Source organism: Clostridium sp. UBA5988 (genome assembly GCF_002435615.1).
Classification (GTDB): domain Bacteria; phylum Bacillota; class Clostridia; order Clostridiales; family Clostridiaceae; genus Clostridium_J; species Clostridium_J sulfidigenes.
Genome location: NZ_DJBA01000032.1, coordinates 66,101 through 86,652, shown reverse-complemented (window position 1 = coordinate 86,652; position 20,552 = coordinate 66,101). Strand labels below are relative to the sequence as shown.

General features: G+C 28.9%; 17 protein-coding genes and 1 riboswitch. Of the genes, 6 read left to right on the top strand and 11 right to left on the bottom strand.

The genetic code is table 11. The features are described from left to right. Positions 1 to 42: 42 nt before the first annotated feature. Genes B3J31_RS08920 through B3J31_RS08910 form a run of 3 tightly spaced genes read left to right on the top strand, consistent with a single transcriptional unit; the run spans position 43 to position 2,284 of the window. Entirely contained in the window at positions 43 to 867 is an 825-nt protein-coding gene (locus B3J31_RS08920) for a transporter substrate-binding domain-containing protein (protein WP_346873896.1), read from the top strand. A 27-nt stretch (positions 868 to 894) separates the two neighbouring features. Further along, positions 895 to 1,575, top strand: a complete 681-nt coding sequence (locus B3J31_RS08915; RefSeq protein WP_035133830.1) for an amino acid ABC transporter permease — start codon at positions 895 to 897, stop codon at positions 1,573 to 1,575. Continuing rightward, positions 1,562 to 2,284, top strand: a complete 723-nt coding sequence (locus tag B3J31_RS08910; protein ID WP_346873895.1) for an amino acid ABC transporter ATP-binding protein — start codon at positions 1,562 to 1,564, stop codon at positions 2,282 to 2,284. The genes B3J31_RS08915 and B3J31_RS08910 overlap by 14 nt, the downstream gene beginning before the upstream one ends. 130 nt (positions 2,285 to 2,414) lie before the next feature. On the opposite strand, the gene B3J31_RS08905 is transcribed toward B3J31_RS08910, so the two are convergent. Together B3J31_RS08905 and B3J31_RS08900 are read right to left on the bottom strand one after the other, a co-directional pair. After that, entirely contained in the window at positions 2,415 to 3,713 is a 1,299-nt protein-coding gene (locus tag B3J31_RS08905; RefSeq protein ID WP_346873894.1) for an MFS transporter, read from the bottom strand. A 109-nt stretch (positions 3,714 to 3,822) separates the two neighbouring features. Beyond that, entirely contained in the window at positions 3,823 to 5,556 is a 1,734-nt protein-coding gene (locus tag B3J31_RS08900; protein ID WP_346873893.1) for an ABC transporter ATP-binding protein, read from the bottom strand. Between the two features lie 532 nt (positions 5,557 to 6,088). Here B3J31_RS08900 and B3J31_RS08895 point away from each other — a divergent pair. Then, positions 6,089 to 7,399 (top strand): helix-turn-helix domain-containing protein, encoded by a 1,311-nt coding sequence (locus B3J31_RS08895; protein WP_346873892.1) that lies wholly within the window; start codon positions 6,089 to 6,091, stop codon positions 7,397 to 7,399. A gap of 107 nt (positions 7,400 to 7,506) precedes the next feature. Here the strand turns inward: B3J31_RS08895 and B3J31_RS08890 are convergent, their stop codons facing one another. Continuing rightward, positions 7,507 to 8,583: a helix-turn-helix domain-containing protein gene (locus B3J31_RS08890; protein ID WP_150841809.1), complete on the bottom strand. Its 1,077-nt coding sequence runs from the start codon at positions 8,581 to 8,583 to the stop codon at positions 7,507 to 7,509. Between the two features lie 421 nt (positions 8,584 to 9,004). Here B3J31_RS08890 and B3J31_RS08885 point away from each other — a divergent pair, with 421 nt between their 5' ends. Both B3J31_RS08885 and B3J31_RS08880 read left to right on the top strand, forming a co-directional pair. After that, positions 9,005 to 9,742: an NAD-dependent protein deacylase gene (locus B3J31_RS08885; protein ID WP_346866921.1), complete on the top strand. Its 738-nt coding sequence runs from the start codon at positions 9,005 to 9,007 to the stop codon at positions 9,740 to 9,742. A gap of 115 nt (positions 9,743 to 9,857) precedes the next feature. Then, positions 9,858 to 10,517 carry a GTP pyrophosphokinase family protein gene (locus tag B3J31_RS08880; protein ID WP_150841802.1) on the top strand — a complete coding sequence of 220 codons (660 nt, stop codon included), beginning with the start codon at positions 9,858 to 9,860 and terminating at the stop codon, positions 10,515 to 10,517. 123 nt (positions 10,518 to 10,640) lie between these two features. On the opposite strand, the gene B3J31_RS08875 is transcribed toward B3J31_RS08880, so the two are convergent. From B3J31_RS08875 to B3J31_RS08840, 8 genes are all read right to left on the bottom strand, one after another. Next, entirely contained in the window at positions 10,641 to 11,042 is a 402-nt protein-coding gene (locus tag B3J31_RS08875) for a hypothetical protein (RefSeq protein ID WP_346866920.1), read from the bottom strand. A gap of 107 nt (positions 11,043 to 11,149) precedes the next feature. After that, positions 11,150 to 11,581 (bottom strand): DUF2752 domain-containing protein, encoded by a 432-nt coding sequence (locus tag B3J31_RS08870; RefSeq protein ID WP_346866919.1) that lies wholly within the window; start codon positions 11,579 to 11,581, stop codon positions 11,150 to 11,152. Between the two features lie 61 nt (positions 11,582 to 11,642). Next, on the bottom strand, positions 11,643 to 11,903 hold the full coding sequence (locus tag B3J31_RS08865) for a hypothetical protein (RefSeq protein ID WP_035133860.1): 261 nt from the start codon (positions 11,901 to 11,903) through the stop codon (positions 11,643 to 11,645). 309 nt (positions 11,904 to 12,212) lie between these two features. Further along, on the bottom strand, positions 12,213 to 12,788 hold the full coding sequence (locus B3J31_RS08860; RefSeq protein ID WP_035132017.1) for a xanthine phosphoribosyltransferase: 576 nt from the start codon (positions 12,786 to 12,788) through the stop codon (positions 12,213 to 12,215). Beyond that, positions 12,788 to 14,134, bottom strand: coding sequence for a nucleobase:cation symporter-2 family protein (locus tag B3J31_RS08855; RefSeq protein WP_346866918.1), 1,347 nt, complete (start codon positions 14,132 to 14,134; stop codon positions 12,788 to 12,790). The genes B3J31_RS08860 and B3J31_RS08855 overlap by 1 nt, the downstream gene beginning before the upstream one ends. 137 nt (positions 14,135 to 14,271) lie before the next feature. Further along, positions 14,272 to 14,373, bottom strand: a riboswitch (purine riboswitch). Between the two features lie 69 nt (positions 14,374 to 14,442). After that, positions 14,443 to 16,929: a YhgE/Pip domain-containing protein gene (locus tag B3J31_RS08850; protein ID WP_346866917.1), complete on the bottom strand. Its 2,487-nt coding sequence runs from the start codon at positions 16,927 to 16,929 to the stop codon at positions 14,443 to 14,445. Positions 16,930 to 17,133: 204 nt separating this feature from the next. Next, entirely contained in the window at positions 17,134 to 17,703 is a 570-nt protein-coding gene (locus B3J31_RS08845; protein ID WP_035132024.1) for a TetR/AcrR family transcriptional regulator, read from the bottom strand. Positions 17,704 to 17,859: 156 nt separating this feature from the next. Further along, positions 17,860 to 20,277, bottom strand: coding sequence for a PAS domain S-box protein (locus B3J31_RS08840; RefSeq protein WP_346866916.1), 2,418 nt, complete (start codon positions 20,275 to 20,277; stop codon positions 17,860 to 17,862). Positions 20,278 to 20,552: the final 275 nt, after the last annotated feature.

The following is a 20,552-nucleotide window of genomic DNA, read 5'->3' as shown; positions in this document are numbered from 1 at the left end:
AAAAAATTTTACACTACCTTATTATACAAGGGGGATACAATAATGAAAAAAGGTATACTAAAGAAAATTTTTGCACTAGCTATGGTAGGTACCATGTCACTATCTTTAATGGCATGCGGTAATAAAGAAGAGGTGGACTTGCTATCTAAAATAAAAAAAGAAGGAAAATTAAAAGTAGGTATGAGTGTTGATTACGCACCTTATGAATTCTTTATAATGGAAAATGGTGAAAAGAAAACCGTTGGTCTAGACATATCTCTAGTAAGTGAAATTGCTAAAGATTTGGGTGTAGAATACGAAATTCAAGAGATGGAATTTAGCACTATTTGTGATGCTACAAGAAATGGAATCATTGATTTAGGAGTGTCTGGACTATCAGTTAATGAAGAAAGAAAAGAAGTTATAGATTTCTCAAATATATATTTTCAAGCAGAACAAGGAATATTAATAAATAAAAACAATTCTGAAACTATTAAAAGTATTGATGATTTAAAAGGTAAAAAAGTAGGAGCTCAAAATGGTTCTACACAAGCCACTTTAGCTCAGGGAATTGAAAATGCTGATGTTAAGCTATTAGCACAAGTTCCAACTTTAATTCAAGATTTAATAGCTGGAAACTTAGATGCAGTAATTGTTGAACTTCCAGTAGCTGATATACAAGCTATAGTTCATGAAGAATTAGCTGTTGCAAAAGAAAAAATTAATGATACTTCCGGTGGTGGTTCTGCTATAGCTCTTCCAAAGGGACAAGATGCTTTACTAGAAGCAGTTAATAAAACATTAGAAAGATTAGAATCTGAAGGTAAAATACAAGAGTTTTATAAAGAAGCTATAAAATTAAGTAAAGATGAGGTTACAGCCAAGTAATTTTTACTAGCTACAAAGGAGGAAGCTATGTCTAATTTAAGTTTTAAGTTTTTAGAAAAATATTATCCAGTGTTTATAGAAGGTATTCAATGGACTTTATTAGTAGCAATGCTATCAGTTCTATTTGGAGCAATCCTAGGAACCCTTCTTTGCTTCATGAAAAGGTCCAAGTTATCTGTATTAAAAGTACCTATTCCTAAGGTTATAGCTTCTATTTATATAGAATTCATAAGAGGAACACCTTTATTACTACAAATTTTTATAGTATATTTTGGTACAACCTCCTTTGGAGTTAAGCTTACTCCTTTAGTAGCCTGTGTAATAGCACTTTCACTTAACTCAGGAGCTTATGTGGCAGAAATAATAAGAAGTGGAATTGATGCAGTAGATAAAGGACAATTAGAGGCTGCAAGAAGTTTAGGTATGAATCAAAGAATGGCCATGCAACATATTATATTACCGCAAGCCATAAGAAATATTTTACCTGCTATTGGGAATGAGTTTGTGGCTATAATAAAGGAATCATCTATGGCATCAGCTATAGGTGTAGCCGAAATTACTTATGGTGCTAAGCTAGTTACAGGTGCCACCTATAGAAACTTTGAGCCCTTAATTGTAGCAGCAATCTGCTACTTTATCCTAACATTTACTCTAGGACGATTAATGGCTTATGCAGAAAGGAGACTTAAAGGAAATGATTCACGTTAAAAATTTAAAGAAAAACTTTGGAGAACTAGAAGTTTTAAAGGGAATTGATGAGCATATAACTAAAGGAGAAGTTGTTGTAATTATTGGCCCTTCTGGTTCTGGTAAGTCTACCTTCTTACGTTGTCTTAATCTACTAGAAGAACCGACTTCAGGGGAAATTATATTTGAAGGAAATAATATCACTGATAAAAAGGCTAATATAAATAAACTAAGAGAAAAAATGGGGATGGTATTTCAGCAATTTAATCTCTTTCCTCATAAATCAGTATTAGAAAATATAACTATATCCCCTATTAAGGTAAAAGGTGAAAAGGTTCAATCCGCTAATGAAAAAGCTCTATCTCTTTTAAAAATGGTAGGTCTAACAGATAAAGCTAGCGCTTATCCAAGCTCCTTATCTGGTGGACAAAAGCAAAGGATAGCAATAGCCAGAGCTTTAGCCATGAACCCAGATGTAATGCTATTTGACGAACCTACCTCTGCTTTAGACCCTGAAATGGTTGGTGAGGTTTTAAATGTTATGAAAGAACTAGCCAAAGAAGGTATGACCATGGTGGTAGTAACCCATGAAATGGGATTTGCAAGAGAAGTTGGAGATAGAATCTTATTTATGGATGAAGGAAAAATTCTAGAAGAAGGCACTCCAGATGAACTTTTTGGAAATCCTAAAAACTCTAGAACTATAGATTTCTTATCTAAGGTTTTATAAATCAATAAAATTCAAAGTGGATTTTCATAAAATAATTTAGCACAGTATATGCTTATTCTCCATGTATGGGCACACTAAAATAACCAGTGATTTATTCTGAAAATAAATTCACTGGTTATATTTCTATTATTTATAATTTCGTAGTAGCATAAGAAAATTTATCTTCTTTTTCATTACTGTTAGATATATATAATATTTTTTTAAAGCTAATGACAACTAAAAATAGCAAAATGGATGATAATACTACAGATATCCATACAGGATATTTATCAAATAGAAAACCATAAATCATATAAGAAATTGGGTTCATTGCTAGTGCACAACTATTTATAGTAGATTTTACTCTTCCCATCATATTTATAGGAATAATCTGTTGCTGCATTACTGCAAAGGCCATATTACCTACAGAAATTATCAGCATCATCATAGATACTGTAAACACAAAAACTGAAAAAGGAATTAATATACTTCTAAATCCACTCATAAATAACGGAGAACAACTCACCGCTAATACTACACCTAAAATTGAAATTAAAAGTAAATACATGTAAAATATTTTACTAAACTCAAATTTTTTGCATAGTATATTGCTAACTATAGGAGAAATAAGCGTTGCTAATACTATTATAGATTCTACAAAACTATACTGATAGTCACTCACCATAAATATTTCTTTTGAAATATATGTTATACCCATAAATAAAATAGGCGTAAAAATAAAATTAGCTATCAACCCTAATATAATTAGTTTAGGTAATAGTTTATCAAATCTAATAAAGTTAAATCCTGTAACAAAGTCACTTAAAAAAGCTTTAAAGGTTATTTTATGAGGTTTCTTATTTGTTTTAGGAATACTTATAAACATTTCTTGTATAGCTGATAAGATAAAGCTTAAAGAATTTATAATTAAAATAATAAATATATCAAAAATACCTAGTAATGCTGCTGCTATCATTGGAGATACAAAATTAGTTGTATTGGCAATAAAAGAATCTATTGAATTTGCATCTACTAACTCTTCCTTTTTCACAATACTTGGTATTACAGCATTTATTGCTGGATTAAAAAATACAGATATAATAGTTGAAATTATTACTAATACATATATACTCTCTATGGAAAGACCACTGTTAAGTTTATATATTACCGCATATACTCCTATGAGTAACCCACTAAATAAATCTGAACAAACAATAATTTGTTTTCTATCAAACCAGTCAGCTATAACTCCAGCTATTGGTGATAAAACTAATCTAGGTATTATTGCTATACCTAATACTGACGCAAATTTAGTGGCGGAGCCTGTTATTTTTAGTACATATAATGATAAAGCAAAACTTTGGATATTACTTCCTAATAAAGAAACTAGTTTTCCCATCATTAAAAATAAGAAATCTTTTTTACGTAAAAGGCTTAACGTTGCATTCATATTATATTCACATCCCTGATCATTTTATTTTATTTCCCATGAATTAACTAAAAAACCCCATTGGGCTTCCAAGGGACTTTTTAGTTAAATATATGTTCTATAACCTATATTAAATAGCTTTATCTATACAATCTATTTCCTTATCTTCAAGGTTATTATTTAATGTATACATACTATAAAAATAACCTTTATTGCTCATCAAAGTATTAAAGTTTCCAGATTCTAATAATCTTCCACCTTTTAAAACATAAATCTTATCATAGTTACTTAGAACTTCTTCATTTAACTTATGAGTAATTACAATAGCAGTAAGATCTTTGATTGATAAAATAGCCTGTTCTATCTCAAAAGAAGTTATATTATCTAAAGCAGAAGTTGATTCATCTAAAAGTAATATAGAAGAATTCTTAATAAGTGCTCTAGATATGGAAATTCTTTGTTTTTCTCCGCCTGATAATTTATTTCCATTCTCTCCTACATCTTCATAAATTCCCTTAGGAAGACTACTTACTAATTTATATAGTCCTGCTATTTTTATAACTTTCATTACTTCTTCATCTGTATAATCATTATAAAGTGTTATATTATCCTTTATAGTTCCTGAAAACATAAATACATTTTGATGAATTATTGAAGTTAATTCATATAAATTTTCTGTTCCTATATTTCTTAATTCTACATCGTCTAACTTTATTTCTCCTTGGAAATCACTATAGTATTTTTGAAGAAGTCTAATAATTGTAGATTTACCACTTCCACTCTCGCCTACAATTGCATATTTCTTACCTTTTTCGAATTCTATATTTATATTGTCTAATGCTAGTTTACTTTCATCATATTTAAATTTAACATTTTTAAACTTTATAGAATCATTAAAGCTTTTTAGTACAGTTAATTGTTTATTTTCATTTTCATCATGGCTATATACTAAATCATTAACTTTCTTTATTACTTCCTTAGATGATTTTACTTTGTTAATATGTTGAATACCTGCAATTAGTGGACCTGATAAATTATTCATTAACTGTATTAATGCGATTAAAATACCAACTGTAACTTTACCTTTAATAACTAAATATCCTCCAATTAAAATAGGAGCCATAAACATAATTGTTCCTAATAACTCTGCAAAAGAGTCTACAAAACCACTGTATATTGAAAATCTTTCTTTATTTGATTCTAAATCATTGTTAACATTTTTAAATTCACTTTCTGCTTTACTCTCAATATTAAAATTTTTTATTACTTCAAATCCAAGTAATAAATCCTTAATTTTTATAGTGAAGGTTTCTAAACCAGTTGAGTAGTTAAGTTTTTTCCTTGATAATTTTTTAGAGAATAATTGTGGTAAAGTAAATGTACAAATACTTATAACTATAATTATTAAAGTAATATATACATTTATATACATAAGCGATAAAAATGCTAAAGAAAATGTAACAATATTATTTATAATATTGAATATACTTAATACATAATCTTGTTCGATTAATGAAATATCATTATTTAAAACAGATATATATTTAGCGCTATTATTTTTTGTAAATGTAGATATGTCTTGTTTTAACATATTATTCATTAAATCTTTTCTCATATAAGTTATAGTTTTTCTAATATACCTAGCTTTAGAATATTTTAAAAGTATTTCTACTAGAAAAGCTAACACAATATATAAGCCAAACAACATTACACTTCTAAAGAAAAATTGTAATGAACTACCCGTAGCTGCATCTACTACATATTGAAGCATCCATGCCACCGCCACATTAAAAGCGGCATATATAGTTATAAGTAACGCTGTACTAAAAAAACTAAATTTATATTTTAGTATATATTTTTTCATAACTCCAACTCCCTTGACTTTTAAAATTTAAATTAGCATATGATCTTAATGTGAAATATAGGTTAATCCAAATCCTTGCATTTCACCCCCTATAAGAGATACTAGTTTTCCTAGCATCAATAGTAGAAAATTCTTTTTCTTTAAGAGTTCTAAATTCATAATCCATATTCCCCTTTAATCTTTTAATAAACGACCTATTATCATCACCTACTACCATAGGCTATGTGAGATTATATAACTTTATTTACAAATATAGTTTAACATTACAATTACTATATGTAAATAGTTTTATTTACATATAGTAATTATTTTTAATTTTTTATCCTTAATGGTATATAAAATATATGTATATATAAATACTAATAACTAGAGATAAAGAATTACTTCATCAGAATTGTTATTATATATCTTTTACTACCTTGCATAATACTGTGAATGGTAATATAAATGTAAGTATTTTATTTTACAAATTTTATTGGAAATGATACAATCTTAATAAATATATAATTTAAATACTAATAAGGAGAGTTAAATGGAAATTTTATCACCAGGTCAAAAAATAAAAAAAATAAGAAAAGAACTTAAAATTAATCAAAAAGAAATTACTGGGGGTGAAATAACCCGTGAACTTATTAGCATTATTGAAAACGATAAGTCTACTCTCACACCAACAGTAGCGCATATAATTACAGATAATATAAACCGAATATGCAAAGAAAGGAATATAGATTTTAATTTAGATACTGAGTATTTACTAGAGGATATTAATGCTCAAACAAATAAAATAGCTAGTAGATATATAAATTTTTTATGCAATAATGAAGATAATATTTCAAAGGATTTTACTAAGGATATTGAAGAGATTGAATTATTTTTAATGAAGTATGATGTCCCTGAGAAAAAAATGATTATATATGAAAAAATTGGAGACATATTAAAAAAGCAAAAGGAATTTAACCGAAGTTATATATACTATATAAAGGCTTTTGAAAATCATAACAGATTATTTAATGACATTAGATTATTTAACCTTCTTCAAAAATTAGGGGGTATATGTATATACTCATGTAAGTATAAAGAAGCTATAGATTTTAATAATTTAGCTTTAGTATATAATTATACTGTACCTGAAGAATTAAGATTAAAAGTGCTCATTAACAATATATTGGCTTACATGTATCTTGAAGAACATGATAAAGCTTTAAATGAAATTGAACACGTTGAAAAAACATTTAAACACCTAACAAAAATAGATATTTTTAAACTTAATGTACTAAAAGTAAATTGTCTTAGATATAGAAAGTTTTATAATGAGGCTTTAAAAATAAATGAGTTTATGTTAACTAATTTAGATAGACAAGATACTGAAAATATAATATTAATTACTGCAAATATCCTCGATATTTATACGGTATTGAATGATATTAAAAATATAAAAATTTATATAGATAAACTACTTTATATGATGGATGCTTATGAGAGTATTAACGAAAGTTCTCACAGTCCTAATGCTTATAATCAACTGGGGATTTCTACTAAATTAATTGGTAATATAGAACTTTCTATTCAATGCTATAAGAAGTCAATACAACTAGCTAAGTCTCAGAGAAATATAAGCGTATTATTAAAATCTTTAGATCAGCTTTTGACTATACTTATTAAAGAAAATAATTTGGAAGAAATAAATACTTTTAAAAATGAAGTTCTTGAATTAATATCATTAAATATCATTGACCTGAGTATCACTCCGGTACTAAAACTTATGAAGTTTTATAGCGATATTGGGAGTGAAGAAAATTTAAGTAGCTTGTTAAATTTTATATTAGAATGCAAAAAAGATTAACAACCTAAAAAACAGTAGAGAATTTGTATTACTTTCTCTACTGTTTTTATTTAATTTCTATTAAAATTCTCCGCATAACCTAACAACTTAAAATCACATAAATTACTTTACATTTCAGAAACAGCATTTTTTAGTGCTTTAATTGCCTCTTCATACTCTAGGCTTCCACATAATACTTTCAAATCTTCTTCATCCATAAGTGATTGAAATAACTTCTTTCTTATTATCTTCTGCCCTTCCACATCCACCTCTAATCTAAGATTTTCAAAATAAGGGTTATTGCTATAATCATATTCTGTAGAAAGTAGCTCTTTTACATAATTGTTAAACCATTTTGCAGCAAGCTCCTTGTCCCCTATTTCAATATATAGCCTGCAGTAATTATATGCTCCTGAACCCATCCCTATTTTAAATGTGTTTTCAACTTGATTTAGAGCATCTAAATAGAAAACTGCCTTTTCATAATTATGTTCATCTTTTGATAGCCTTGCTAATATTGCTATCATTGCAATGCTTTGGTTTAAATACTGTAATAGCATTCCTTTACACATATTTTCTGCTTCTTCAATCTTTCCCTGTTTCTGTAACAATGAAGAATATAGTACCATGGGATCTATAAATGAATTTGATAATTCCTTAAGAGCCCTTTCACTTTCCTCATAGTTTTCTAAGGTCATTTGTATATTAGCAATAGAAAATAAAGCTACTGATATATACTTTGAAACCTTACTTTCAGTAACTTGATAAAGTAAGGTCAAACAATACTCCATTCTAGACTTTATACATTCCTCTGAAACATTACCTGACATCATAGAATACATTTGAATCAATTGTGCAATTATCAATTTTAAATATACATTATTAGGGTATTCTTTCTCATATTCTTTACATCTTAATTCACCATCCATATAACCCTGATGTAAAAATACTTCAACTAATTCTTTTTTTATATTAATCACTTCTACTTCAGAAAGCTCTTGTTGAAAGGAAAGTAAAACATCTAAAGAAGTATCTAATGCTCTTGCCAATGGCGCTAACAAAGAAATATCAGGCGTTGAATTTCCAGTTTCCCATTTACTTACCGCTCCAGCTGAAATTCCAATCATACTTGCCAACTGCTCTTGAGTAATCTTTTTTTCTTTCCTTAAATGTAAAATAGTCTCTCCAATATTTAATCTATTCATATTCACTACCTCCGCCTTTGAGCCTTTTTAGTACTTTTATTATAAGCTTAATTACAACTGTCAACAATGGAGAGTAGTTCATACTTAAGTTGAAAAAACTTGAGTGATATTCAACTTTATGGTTATAAGTCATAGTTATTAGCCTATTCTATGTCTCATACCTCAAATATCATTATAATTTTTTTGTATAAACTCAATAAGCGGCTTAAGATTTTCTTTGTTTGTCCAATCGAAGTTAGAGCCAATTGCTTGCATTAATGCAGCTTCCCAAGGTTCGTATTTGTTAGGGTCTTTTTTTGCAACAGCTTTTTTAAGAATATTACAAAGGGTTTTGTCTTTCCAACATGTTCTATAAGTATATTTTATTTTCTATGACTTCGTGTCATAATAGGATTAATAAATAATTTATGGAGATGATTTTATGAGTACTGAAATAGAAAAACTAACACAAATTTTAAGAAATAGTAATAACATAGTATTCTTTGGTGGTGCAGGAGTATCTACCGAATCAAATATACCGGATTTTAGAAGTTCCAATGGGCTTTTTAATGCAAGACTTAACATGACTCTTTCTCCTGAACAGCTAGTTTCTCATACTTATTTTATAAGATTTCCTGAGGAATTTTTTAATTTTTATAAGGCAAAGCTTATATATCCTGAAGCTAAACCTAATGGAGCACATATAGCCCTTGCTAACCTTGAAGAAATGGGTAAACTTAAAGCAATCATTACTCAAAACATTGATGGACTTCATCAATCAGCTGGTTCTAAAAATGTATTTGAGCTTCATGGCTCAATTCATAGAAACTATTGCATTAAATGTAATGATAGCTATGATATGGATTTTATTTTAAATTCTAAGGGAATACCTACTTGTCCTAAATGTAGTGGAACTGTTAGACCTGATGTAGTTTTATATGAAGAAGGTTTAGATGAAAGTGTACTTAAAGGAGCTATCGATGCTATCTCAAAAGCAGACACATTAATTATAGGTGGAACTTCTCTAGTGGTTTATCCTGCAGCTAATCTTATCAACTACTTTAAGGGTAAAAATCTAGTGCTTATAAATAAAAGTATTACTTCTGCTGACTCTAAGGCTGATTTAGTTATTCATGACTCCATTGGCAAAGTTTTAAGTGAAGCTGTTAATCAAATATAAAACTCCGAAAATATATTAAGTATATTGTATTCTGATCTTATTACCTACTTTAATAAAAAAGCAATTTATATTATACTATTATAAGACCTAATACATATACAAAGGAGAATTTATTATGCCACAATTGCCTTTTAAGGATCTTAAAAACATAGATATTTCACAATTTGGTACCCAAATTGAAGATTTTAAATCTCTTTCTTTAAAATATCGTTGTGCCCTTCGTGAAATCGAAACAAAATTTGCAGTACTTAATGATGAATATAAAAGCATTCACTCTTATAATCCTATTGAACATATGAAATCTAGACTAAAAACTCCTGAGAGTATACTTGAAAAACTTCAAAGAAGAGGATTAGAACTCTCTATTGAGTCTGCAGAAACTTTAACTGATATTGCTGGAATTAGAGTTATTTGCTCTTTCCTCAGTGATGTTTATGAAATTGCAGCTTCAATTAAGGCACAAACTGATTTAACTATTATTAAGGAACGTGATTACATAAAAAATCCAAAAGATAATGGTTATCGTAGCCTTCATTTAGTTGTTAGTGTTCCTGTATTCTTTTCAAAGAAAGTTGAAAATGTTCCTGTAGAGATTCAGTTTAGAACAATTTCAATGGATACGTGGGCAAGCCTAGAACATAAGCTTAGATATAAATATGAGGGCGAAATGCCTGATGATATTAGCACCATGCTGTTAAACTGTGCTGGTACTACAACACACCTTGATGAGGAAATGCTTATGGCACGTAACAGACTTATGAACAATCATGTTTAATGCTTAATTAAGCTAATCTTTAACAAAACATATTAGTTTTTTATAAAATTTGAGCATGTACTCTAATATAGAGACATGCTCAAATTTTATTTAAATCATTTTATCTTAGGAAAGTTTTGTATTTTAATCTCGATTAGGAACTACTTTTGTATCATATAAAAGGTCATCTACTTGATAATCATTAATATTCAAATTTATTTTTTCCTGCATAAGCTTTATTATAAGTTCTTCCTTTTCATCTTCAAATATACCAGACTTTTGAATATTTTCTATAAAATTATCTAAATCATAAATAATACAATCTCCTTCATAGGCACCTAATTCAGTACATATATCTACTGAAGCTTGAAGGGGGTCTGTTCCATAATCAACATAGACTTTACTTCTATCATCTGATAATTCTTCTATTTTTCCTACATAATATCCTGCCACATATTTTCTTGCATCATCCTCTTCTCCAAAACCTAATATATCTCCATTTGGCGTTACAACTATATAATTATGATAAGGTACACGTGTATTCATAACTAAATGCATTCTCCTTTTCAGTGGATTTTAACTATACTATATATTAAGTTTTCCAAAGGATAGAATTATTATACTGAGCAAAAATGAAATAGTTATTACATCTTCTAAACCCTTGATAAATCTAATATATAAAATAGAATTCCATAGATGATAAAATAAAAGCACATAAGTACATGATATATAACATCAAATTTTATTATCTTAATTCTAAATTTATTATCCATTAATTTTTTCTTTGATAATAATATTTTCATTCTAAAAAAAATTTCAAATATCCCTAATAAAACTGCTGGTACCGATAATAAGTTTAGCTTAGGAGCAAAAATATCACCAGATATAATATTTCTCATATCTCTAGTAAATCCACAAAGAGGACAAGGCTCTCCTAAAATTCTATAAGAAAGGCATCCATAGGTGATAGGAAACAATTTATTCACAACTCTAGATATAAAAGGTAAAAATATCATAGCTATTACTAAAGTAATTAATATCACATTAAAAATATTATATTCTTTTATTATTCCTTCGCTTTTCAAATTTTAACCTCCTTGTAACTAAAATAAGATGCCTATACAGACATCTTTTAATGATATAATTTTACACTGCTGCTCCTAATGAAGCTAATCCCACAATAAATATTAAAAATATAATAGCCATACATATTCCTATTATGGAACATATAAATCCACCTTTAGCCATTGCAAAAGCTTCACCTGATTCTTTCTTTTTCTTCATGTCTATAATTCCTAATACTACACCTACAACGCCTAAAATTAGAGATAACCACCATAGGCACCCCCATGAAATTACAGCAAATACAATACTACAAATTCCAACTACTAATGAAGCAACGCCCATACAAAATCCTCCTTGTAAATTTTATCACTCCATTCATTTTATTAATCCGTATCGAATATTATTACAATTTTATTAACAAAATCATTTATAAGATATGACTATATAAAATTTTAACTATATCTATAGATATATATATAACTATAATCCTATATAAATATTTATATAGGAAACTATTTATATATAAACCTAGTTAAATAGTTAAATAGTTAAATAGTTGTTGTCATAGTGCGGGTTTGCGAGATTCATGAATATGCAATATAGCTACTAGCGTATTACAAAATAAAAAAAGGTGCCCATGCACCTTTTTTATTATTCTTCTACAAATTCTATAATATCTTTACCAAGCTTACTTACTCTTGCTAGTGAATATACTTCATAACCTTTATCTTCAAGATTTTTACGACCTGGTTGGAAGGATTTTTCTATTACTATTCCAATTCCTGCAACCTTTGCTCCAGCTTCTTCTACCAATCTTATAGCGCCTTGTGCTGCTTCTCCATAGGCTAAGAAATCATCTATTATAAGTATATTATCCTCCGGTGATATAAATTTCTTTGATAAAGTTAACTCATAATCTACAGCTTTAGTAAAAGAATGTACTGTTGTTTGATATACATCTCCACTTAAAATCTTAGATGTTTGTTTCTTTAGTGTTACCATTGGTAATTCCATTTGAAGAGCGGTCATAACTGTAGGCGCTATCCCTGAACTTTCAATGGTAAAGATTTTAGTTATTCCATGGTTTTCAAAATGTTCTTTAAAGGTTGTTCCTATTTCCTGCATTAATTTAGCATCTACTCCATGGTTTAGGAAAGAATCTACCTTTAATACAGATTCATTTAATGCATGTCCATCTTTTAATATACGATTTTTTAAAGTTTCCATTATGCCACCTCGCTTTTTTCTACTTTTATTTTCTCTACTTTATCTTCTTTTAATACTAAGTTTAGTATTAAAGCAGTTATAGTTCCTGTAGATATTCCTGATGAGAAAATCATCTTTAGTCCTTCTGGTAATTGTGCTATAACATCTGGTCTAAAGGTAACTCCAAGGCCTAAAGCTATAGATGTAGCTATTATAAGTAGATTTCTTTCAGTTAGTCTTACTCTGCTTAAAGTCTTTATTCCTGCTGCAGCAACAGTTCCAAACATTACTACTCCAACTCCACCAAGAACCGGTTGTGGTATTCCACTTACTAGACCTGCTAATTTAGGTAGGAAACCTAAAATCACCATGATTAGTCCTGACATAATTGCCACATGCTTACTTGCTACCTTTGTTAAAGGTATTAGTCCTACATTTTGGCTGAAAGTAGTGTTTGGGAAAGAACCTACTATTCCACCTAACATACTTCCTATACCATCTGCCAATACACCTGCACCCACACGTTTTTCATCCATATGTATCTGAGACGTTTCTCCAATAGCCTTAAGACATCCAACGGTTTCTATAGTAGTTACAAAATATGCTGGAATAAATGCAATTAAAGCTTTAATATCAAAGGTTACTCCATATTCAAATATTTTAGGGAAGGAAATCCAACTAGCTTCTTTAATAGCTGTAAAACTCACTAAGTCTAAGGGAATACAAATTATATATCCCGCAACCATCCCAATTAAAATAGATGCACTACTAACCATTCCTTTTCCATATCTATTTAAAATCAAGGTAAAAATTAAAACAAACATGGCTATTGATAAATTCTTAATACTACCATAATCTGAAGCTCCAACTCCACCTGCAGCCCAATCAATAGATACTGGTAATAATGTAAGTCCAATCAAACATACCACTGTTCCTGTAACTATTGGCGGAAATAATTTCATAAGAGGCTTAATAAAGTAACTTAAAATAATTTCAAAGAATGCTCCTAGAATAGTAGCTCCAATTATTCCTGGAAGTCCAAGTACTGTTCCCACTGAAATAGCTGGTGAAACGAAGGTAAAGTCTGTACCCATGATACAAGCAACCCTTGAACCTATAACTCCGAAACCTCTAGCTTGAATTATAGTAGCAATACCAGAAGCTAAAATTGTTGCACTTATTAATGTTGTAGTTGTTTTTGCATCAAATCCTAATGCACTTGCTATTACTAGAGGCACTACTACTATCCCTCCAAAAGCTGCAAATATATGCTGTAAACCAAATAATATCTTTTTAACTAAAGTTGGGTTATCATCAACACCATAGGTTAATTCAATATCATTAGTTAATAGTTCTTCATTATTCATAAGTTCATCTCCTTTTAGATATTCTTTTAATTTTATCTAAGGGTTAGCTACTTCCTTAGATTCATTTAAATCAAAAAATAAAAGCACCTCAATAAAAATTGAGGTGCTGTGATTCATCACTATAATGATTATAGTTATAATAAAATACAACTCCCCGTAGTCTGCAAATTTATGGTTTGCAGGTAGAAACTTTCGGACCATATTACCGATTATATACGAGTCTTACCAATTGTATTGTCATTATAACACGAACATTTATATTTTACAACCAGCTATTGTTAGGATTATTTGTAATAATAAGTTTACTGTTACATTGATTGTTCTTTTATATTTTCCACTGATTTTTCTTTTCTTCCTTCAATTATATTTTGGAGATTTTCCCCTGCATTTTTAAATACTATTGATATTGCTAAAAATACAAGAAGCACAACTCCAAGGATTAAGAAGTCTTTTCCAACTATTCCATAATTAATTGTATTGGCTGAAATAACTTCTCTTAATAATTCTACACTATAAGTAAATGGCATATATGGATTAATCACTTTAAAGAATTTAGGTACTATCTCTAGTGGGAATGTACCTGCACAAGCTGTTAATTGAAGTATTAATAATACTATTCCTAAAAGTCTTCCTGCATCTCCAAATAGGGATATTAAACATTGAATTATTGCTATAAATACCAATGATAAGAATACTATGGATACAAAATACATACCTGTACTTGTAGGGGTTAATCCTAGCCCCATTACAACTGCACTTACAAGTAATGCTTGTAATAAACCTATAAATCCAAAGGATAAGTATTTACCTATAACTTTATCAAACTTGGATAAATTAGCATCATCATCAGTTTTAGCTGAGATAACGAAGAACATCATTATTGCACCTATCCATAAAGATAGTGATATAAAGTATGGTGCAAAACCTGTTCCATAGTTAGGTACTTTATTTATTGGTTCATTTTTCATATTTATTGGAGCTGATACAAAGTCACCCATTTCCTCAGAGGAATTTTTAAGTCCGGATTTCATCTCTCCTGCACCATCTTTTAAAGCAGTTGCAAGCTCATTTGATCCTTTATATAACTTATCTACCCCATCTTCTAATTGTGGTACTTTTCCTGTTAACTCTGACACTCCATCATTTAACTTGTTTTGTCCATCTACTAGTGCATTAGAACCATCTACTAGTTGATTTGAACCATTATATAAAGCTTGTATTCCACCACTTAAAGCTGGAATATTGCTTCTTAACTGTCCAAGACCTCCATTTATTTCACCTGATCCACTACTTAACTTATTAATACCTGAATTTAAAACAAACATATTATCTGATACTGATTTTAATCCTGCTCCAAAGGAACCAGTATTATTTTCATCAAGTCCAGCTTCTAAGGAATTTAATCCTCCACTGATTTTATTTACACCTACACTAACTTTATTTACACTATCAGTTAAAGCTATTGTTCCAGTTGCAAATTCATTAACCTTACCAGTGTACTTATTCACAGCGCCATTAAACTGTCCTAGTTTATCACCAAATTCTTTAGTTCCTTCTTGCAATTCTTGTATCTGCTTTGGTGTTTCACTAGTTGCTTCGTTTAAAGCTTGTATCTTTACAAGTGCAGCTTGAATATTTGGATCTTTTGCTACTTCAGGATTTGATTTAACTGCAGTTGCAATACTTGTAGCTATATCCTTCACTGCTGCTGAAGATGTATTAACACCACTTATAAGCTGATTAACTCCACCTTTAACTGACTGGTATCCATTATTTATACCTGCTGATGCAGCTGTCACATTATCACTAGCAGTTTTTAAGCCTTCTCCACCTTCTTTTAATGTTTTTATACTACTTTCTCCTGATTTTAATGCACCATTTAGCTCATTAGCTCCATTTTTAAGTGAATTTACAGCTGGATAAATTGTATTACCAAATGCACTATAAAGACTTTCACTTCCTGCTGCTAATGCCTTTGATCCATTTGCTGCAGTTCCTAGCCCATTTTTTAACTCCTGTGAACCATCATATAACTTATCTACTCCAGAACCTAAAGTTGGCACCTTACTATTCACTTCTGATAAGCCATTATTTATTGACTTTATTCCAGAGTTAAGAGCACCTTGTCCATCCTTCAATTGTGCTGAACCATCTCCAAGCTTATTAGCACCTTCCGCTAGCATAGGTACCTTTTCATTTAGTTCACCAATTCCATTATAAAGTTTTTCACTTCCATCAGCTGCCTTTATAAATCCATCTTTTGCTTCATATAACTTATCAAAAGCAACAGTGACATAGTTGCTTGAAATTGTTCCTACAATTTCTTCTTTTAGTAACTTTTCAACCTGTGAATTGATTTGAGCTGCTAAAAAGTTTTTCTTTTCGTTACAAACAAATTGTAAATCTGCTACCTGAGGCTTACCTTCTTTTGCAGCCACAACACTTTTTGAAAAATCTTCTGGAATTACAAATTTAGCATAATACCCTTGTTTTTCTAACCCTTCATTGGCTTTTTCATTGCTAGTGAAATCCCAGCCAACCTCTTCATTTCCCTTTAGGTTTTCTACAATGTCCTCACCGTAGTTTACCTGTTCTCCATCAAGCAAGGCACCACCATCTTCATTAACTACGGCTATGGTCATGTCTTGAATTCGTGCATAAGGATCCCAAAATGCATCTAAGTACAACAATGAGTATAGTAATGGTACTATAATAATTGCAATAACCGATACTCTTATAAATCTGTTCTTAAAAATGCTTTTTATATCCTTACCGGCAATTTTTAAAAAGTTCACACTATCACCTTCTTTAATTTTTTATACTTTACAGTCAATATTATATATATACTATTTTTATACTGACTAGTCAATATTATTAAAGAATATTTTTACTGTTATCCTTTTCAAAAACATTAAAAAAGAGCTTTCTAACTTGCTATTCTCCTAGTTAGAAAACTCTTCTATTAAAATTGTATATTATTTTTATTTATATTTCATATCTCAAGATAACCTTATGTCATAGTTAATGTAATCCATAAATTTTTCTACTACTTCATCATGATTATAATTATCATTATTTATAATTTCATAGAGTGCAGATGAAAATAATACCCCTATAAAGCAATAACTTAATATATCTGAATCTTCGTCAGAAATATTTCTACTCTTTGTAATTCCTTCTAAAAATTTTGAATTCATATTAATTAAATTCATTACCTGCTCTCTTATTTCTTCATGACGTTCCTTTTGTCCCCAGACCTGACTCATTATAACTCTAAATAAGTCCTTATTAATATACACATATTTTAACTGAACCCTAGCAGATTCCTTCAATCTTTCTATAGGGTCACTTATTTCTTTTATGGATTCTTCAACTTCACTGTTTATTAAATCAATTCCTGTCTGTACAACAAAATAAAATAATTCCTCTTTACTTTTAAAGTGATAATATAAAGTTCCCTTTGCAACTCCAGCTTCGCTTGCTACTTCATCCATAGTGGCACTCTCGTAACCATTGCTTGAAAATACTTTTATTGCAGCCTCAAAAATAATTTTTCTAGTCTTATTCATAATATACGCTTCTACCCATCATGATATGAAGCAACACAACTCCTTATAATTTATATTTTATCTTTTAGTAATATAAACATTATTATAGCATAATATTTATATACTACTAAATAATAAATTAAAATAAAATTTCTAATAATGATTTTAGGAGTCACATTAATTGTATATATCCGAAAATTCTATATTACATTTTTCTACCTTTGAACTTATCATTTCACTTTTATGAGGCACATGGTCTTTTTCGCCCTCCTCCATTTCTACAATCCTTATTGGAAGATAAAATGTAAATTTAGTACCTTCACCAACCTTGCTTGTCACATTAATGTTACCACCATGCATTTCAATTAAAGATTTAACCAGTGATAATCCAATTCCACTACCTTCATATCTTCTTTCTGAGGTATCATCCACTTGAATAAATCTATTAAATACCAAATTTACCTTTTCATTTTCTATTCCTTCTCCATTATCCATAACTGATATAAAGACTTTTTCATCTTCGATACCTAAATATACTTCAATTCTTCCATTTACCTTTGTATACTTAATTGCATTGGATAATAAATTAAGCATTATTCTCTCAATTTTGTCTGGATCACAAGCAATTATTTCTTCTTCAATTTCTGTATCAAATATTAATTCTATCCCTTTATTTTCCACATACTGAGCTACAGAAATGGTGATATCTTCTACTACATTAACAATATTATGATTTTCAAGTTGTAATTTATAATATCCTGCATCTATCTTAGTTATATCTATTAGATTATTAACAAGCCTTAATAATCTATAAGAATTTTGTTTAATAGAATTCATGTATCTTTTTAAAGCCACGCCTTTATCAGCACGAATACGCTCTTTTTCTATATTACTATTTATAAGTTGCATAGTTGTAAGAATAATATTTAAAGGAGTTTTAAATTCATGAGATATATTTGAGAAAAACTCACCTTTAATTTTCTCTAATTTTATTGCTTCTTCATAATTTTTTCTTTGTTCTTCTAGTTGATGCTGCTCTGTTACATCCTTGCCTGTACATATAGATATTCCTCTACTTTTTAAATATCTACTATTCCATTGAATCCACTTTGAATCTCCATTTTTGCACATAAGTCTAATCTTAAAACTCATTATCTTCTCTTCTGTTTTTAACCTTTTAATAAATTCGTTCTTTAATTCTAAATCCTCTGGGTGAATTATATCTGTCCACTTCATCTTTAAAAGTTCCTCTTTGCTCCATCCTAAAGTCTTTTCCCACCCTGAATTTAACTTTCTATGTTTATCATTATCACCAATTATAACCATCAAATCAATGGCTGTATCTAAAAATAATTGTAATTCACTTTCTGTTTCCATACGTTTTTTAAGTTCTAATTTAATCTCTTTAGATAAAATATCATTTTTTATTATTACTGCGATTTGATTACACAATACTTTTATAAAATTATGGTTATTTAATTTTTTACCATCTATTTCACTGTATAGGAAATTCATTACACCGATAATTCTATTATTATATTCAAGTTTATATACTCCAACAAATTTTACACCTTTTTTTTCTAATATGTCTTTATTAGGATAATATTTTCTTTCACACAGTGGCTTTAATCCCTCGCCACCTTCTTCTATAAAAAATCGGTCCAATTCTTCATAGGTTATTGGAAACTCTATGTTATCAATATCTCTTTCATTATATTTTCCTAGATAACATTTACAATTAAGTTTACCTTTCTTATCATCATAGGCCCATATATTTATAGCATCTGCACCTAGTTTTTGGATAATCTCTTCTTTTAAATTATCAAATCTTCCACTACTTTCATTATAACCATTGCTTACTACTTCATTTAAAGCATAAAATTGCTTATGGCTATCTAACAATTCTGATTCTATCTTCTTATTAAAAGTTATATCCCTTGAAACACCAATTATATACTTTACTTCTCCATATTTATCTAATATTGGAGCTTTATAAGTTTCAAGCCACATATAACCTTCTGAATTATGAATCATTCTTTCATATAGTATTGGTCTTTTATCAACAATTACTTCATGATCTGTTTCACTTGAATAATCACATTTGTCTTCATCACAAAAGTTCCAGTCATAAGATCCTATAACCCTCTCTTTATCAACATCCAAGTTTTTTACATATTGAGTATTTGCATATATATATTTGCCCTCAACATCCTTCATCCACATGCTATAGGGTAGCTTGTCTAGAAGTATTTCTAAATTTTTTTTACTATATATTTCTTTTTCTTTTAACGTAACAAAAAAAGCTGACTCTCCGCACCACAATCCTTTGTTAACATTTACATCACAGTGAATTTTGCCTACCCCTTGTAAAGAAAGCGTATACTCTATAACTCTATTAGTATACATTTCAAAATTACATATAAGTTCTCTTAGTATATCCCTATCTTGTTGTAAAGCTATGTCTCTATAAGATTTTTGTAAGTCTTTTTCATTTAATTTAAACCGTTCTATTAACTTAGAGTTTGCAAATAGAACTTTTTCTTTACTATCAACTACTATTATCATTTCATCTAGACTATTAAAAACCTGTTCCATAAACTTCCATCCCCTCTATTATAACTTTCATCCCTGTACTGAAATTATTATAAAAATTAATTTTTATAACTTTTTTCATCATATATGTATATTTATATCTATTGTATCTGCATATTTCTTTAAAAGTGTATATTCACACTACCAATTATACATTTTAAAGTAATATATTACAATATATAGTAAGGAATTAGTATCACGAAATATTATATATTGGATTATTTTGTAGTATTTTAACATTTAAATTATGTAAACATTTATATATTAAAGGAAATACG

What these genes read in the sequence shown, in the direction of transcription:
- B3J31_RS08920 (WP_346873896.1), top strand. Translation starts at nt 43, where the DNA reads ATGAAAAAAGGTATACTAAAGAAAATTTTTGCACTAGCTATGGTAGGT.
- B3J31_RS08915 (WP_035133830.1), top strand. Translation starts at nt 895, where the DNA reads ATGTCTAATTTAAGTTTTAAGTTTTTAGAAAAATATTATCCAGTGTTT.
- B3J31_RS08845 (WP_035132024.1), bottom strand. Translation starts at nt 17,703, where the DNA reads ATGAATAAGACTAGAAAAATTATTTTTGAGGCTGCAATAAAAGTATTT.
- B3J31_RS08860 (WP_035132017.1), bottom strand. Translation starts at nt 12,788, where the DNA reads ATGGAAACTTTAAAAAATCGTATATTAAAAGATGGACATGCATTAAAT.
- B3J31_RS08885 (WP_346866921.1), top strand. Translation starts at nt 9,005, where the DNA reads ATGAGTACTGAAATAGAAAAACTAACACAAATTTTAAGAAATAGTAAT.
- B3J31_RS08895 (WP_346873892.1), top strand. Translation starts at nt 6,089, where the DNA reads ATGGAAATTTTATCACCAGGTCAAAAAATAAAAAAAATAAGAAAAGAA.
- B3J31_RS08855 (WP_346866918.1), bottom strand. Translation starts at nt 14,134, where the DNA reads ATGAATAATGAAGAACTATTAACTAATGATATTGAATTAACCTATGGT.
- B3J31_RS08880 (WP_150841802.1), top strand. Translation starts at nt 9,858, where the DNA reads ATGCCACAATTGCCTTTTAAGGATCTTAAAAACATAGATATTTCACAA.
- B3J31_RS08875 (WP_346866920.1), bottom strand. Translation starts at nt 11,042, where the DNA reads ATGAATACACGTGTACCTTATCATAATTATATAGTTGTAACGCCAAAT.
- B3J31_RS08910 (WP_346873895.1), top strand. Translation starts at nt 1,562, where the DNA reads ATGATTCACGTTAAAAATTTAAAGAAAAACTTTGGAGAACTAGAAGTT.
- B3J31_RS08890 (WP_150841809.1), bottom strand. Translation starts at nt 8,583, where the DNA reads ATGAATAGATTAAATATTGGAGAGACTATTTTACATTTAAGGAAAGAA.
- B3J31_RS08865 (WP_035133860.1), bottom strand. Translation starts at nt 11,903, where the DNA reads ATGGGCGTTGCTTCATTAGTAGTTGGAATTTGTAGTATTGTATTTGCT.
- B3J31_RS08840 (WP_346866916.1), bottom strand. Translation starts at nt 20,277, where the DNA reads ATGGAACAGGTTTTTAATAGTCTAGATGAAATGATAATAGTAGTTGAT.
- B3J31_RS08900 (WP_346873893.1), bottom strand. Translation starts at nt 5,556, where the DNA reads ATGAAAAAATATATACTAAAATATAAATTTAGTTTTTTTAGTACAGCG.
- B3J31_RS08905 (WP_346873894.1), bottom strand. Translation starts at nt 3,713, where the DNA reads ATGAATGCAACGTTAAGCCTTTTACGTAAAAAAGATTTCTTATTTTTA.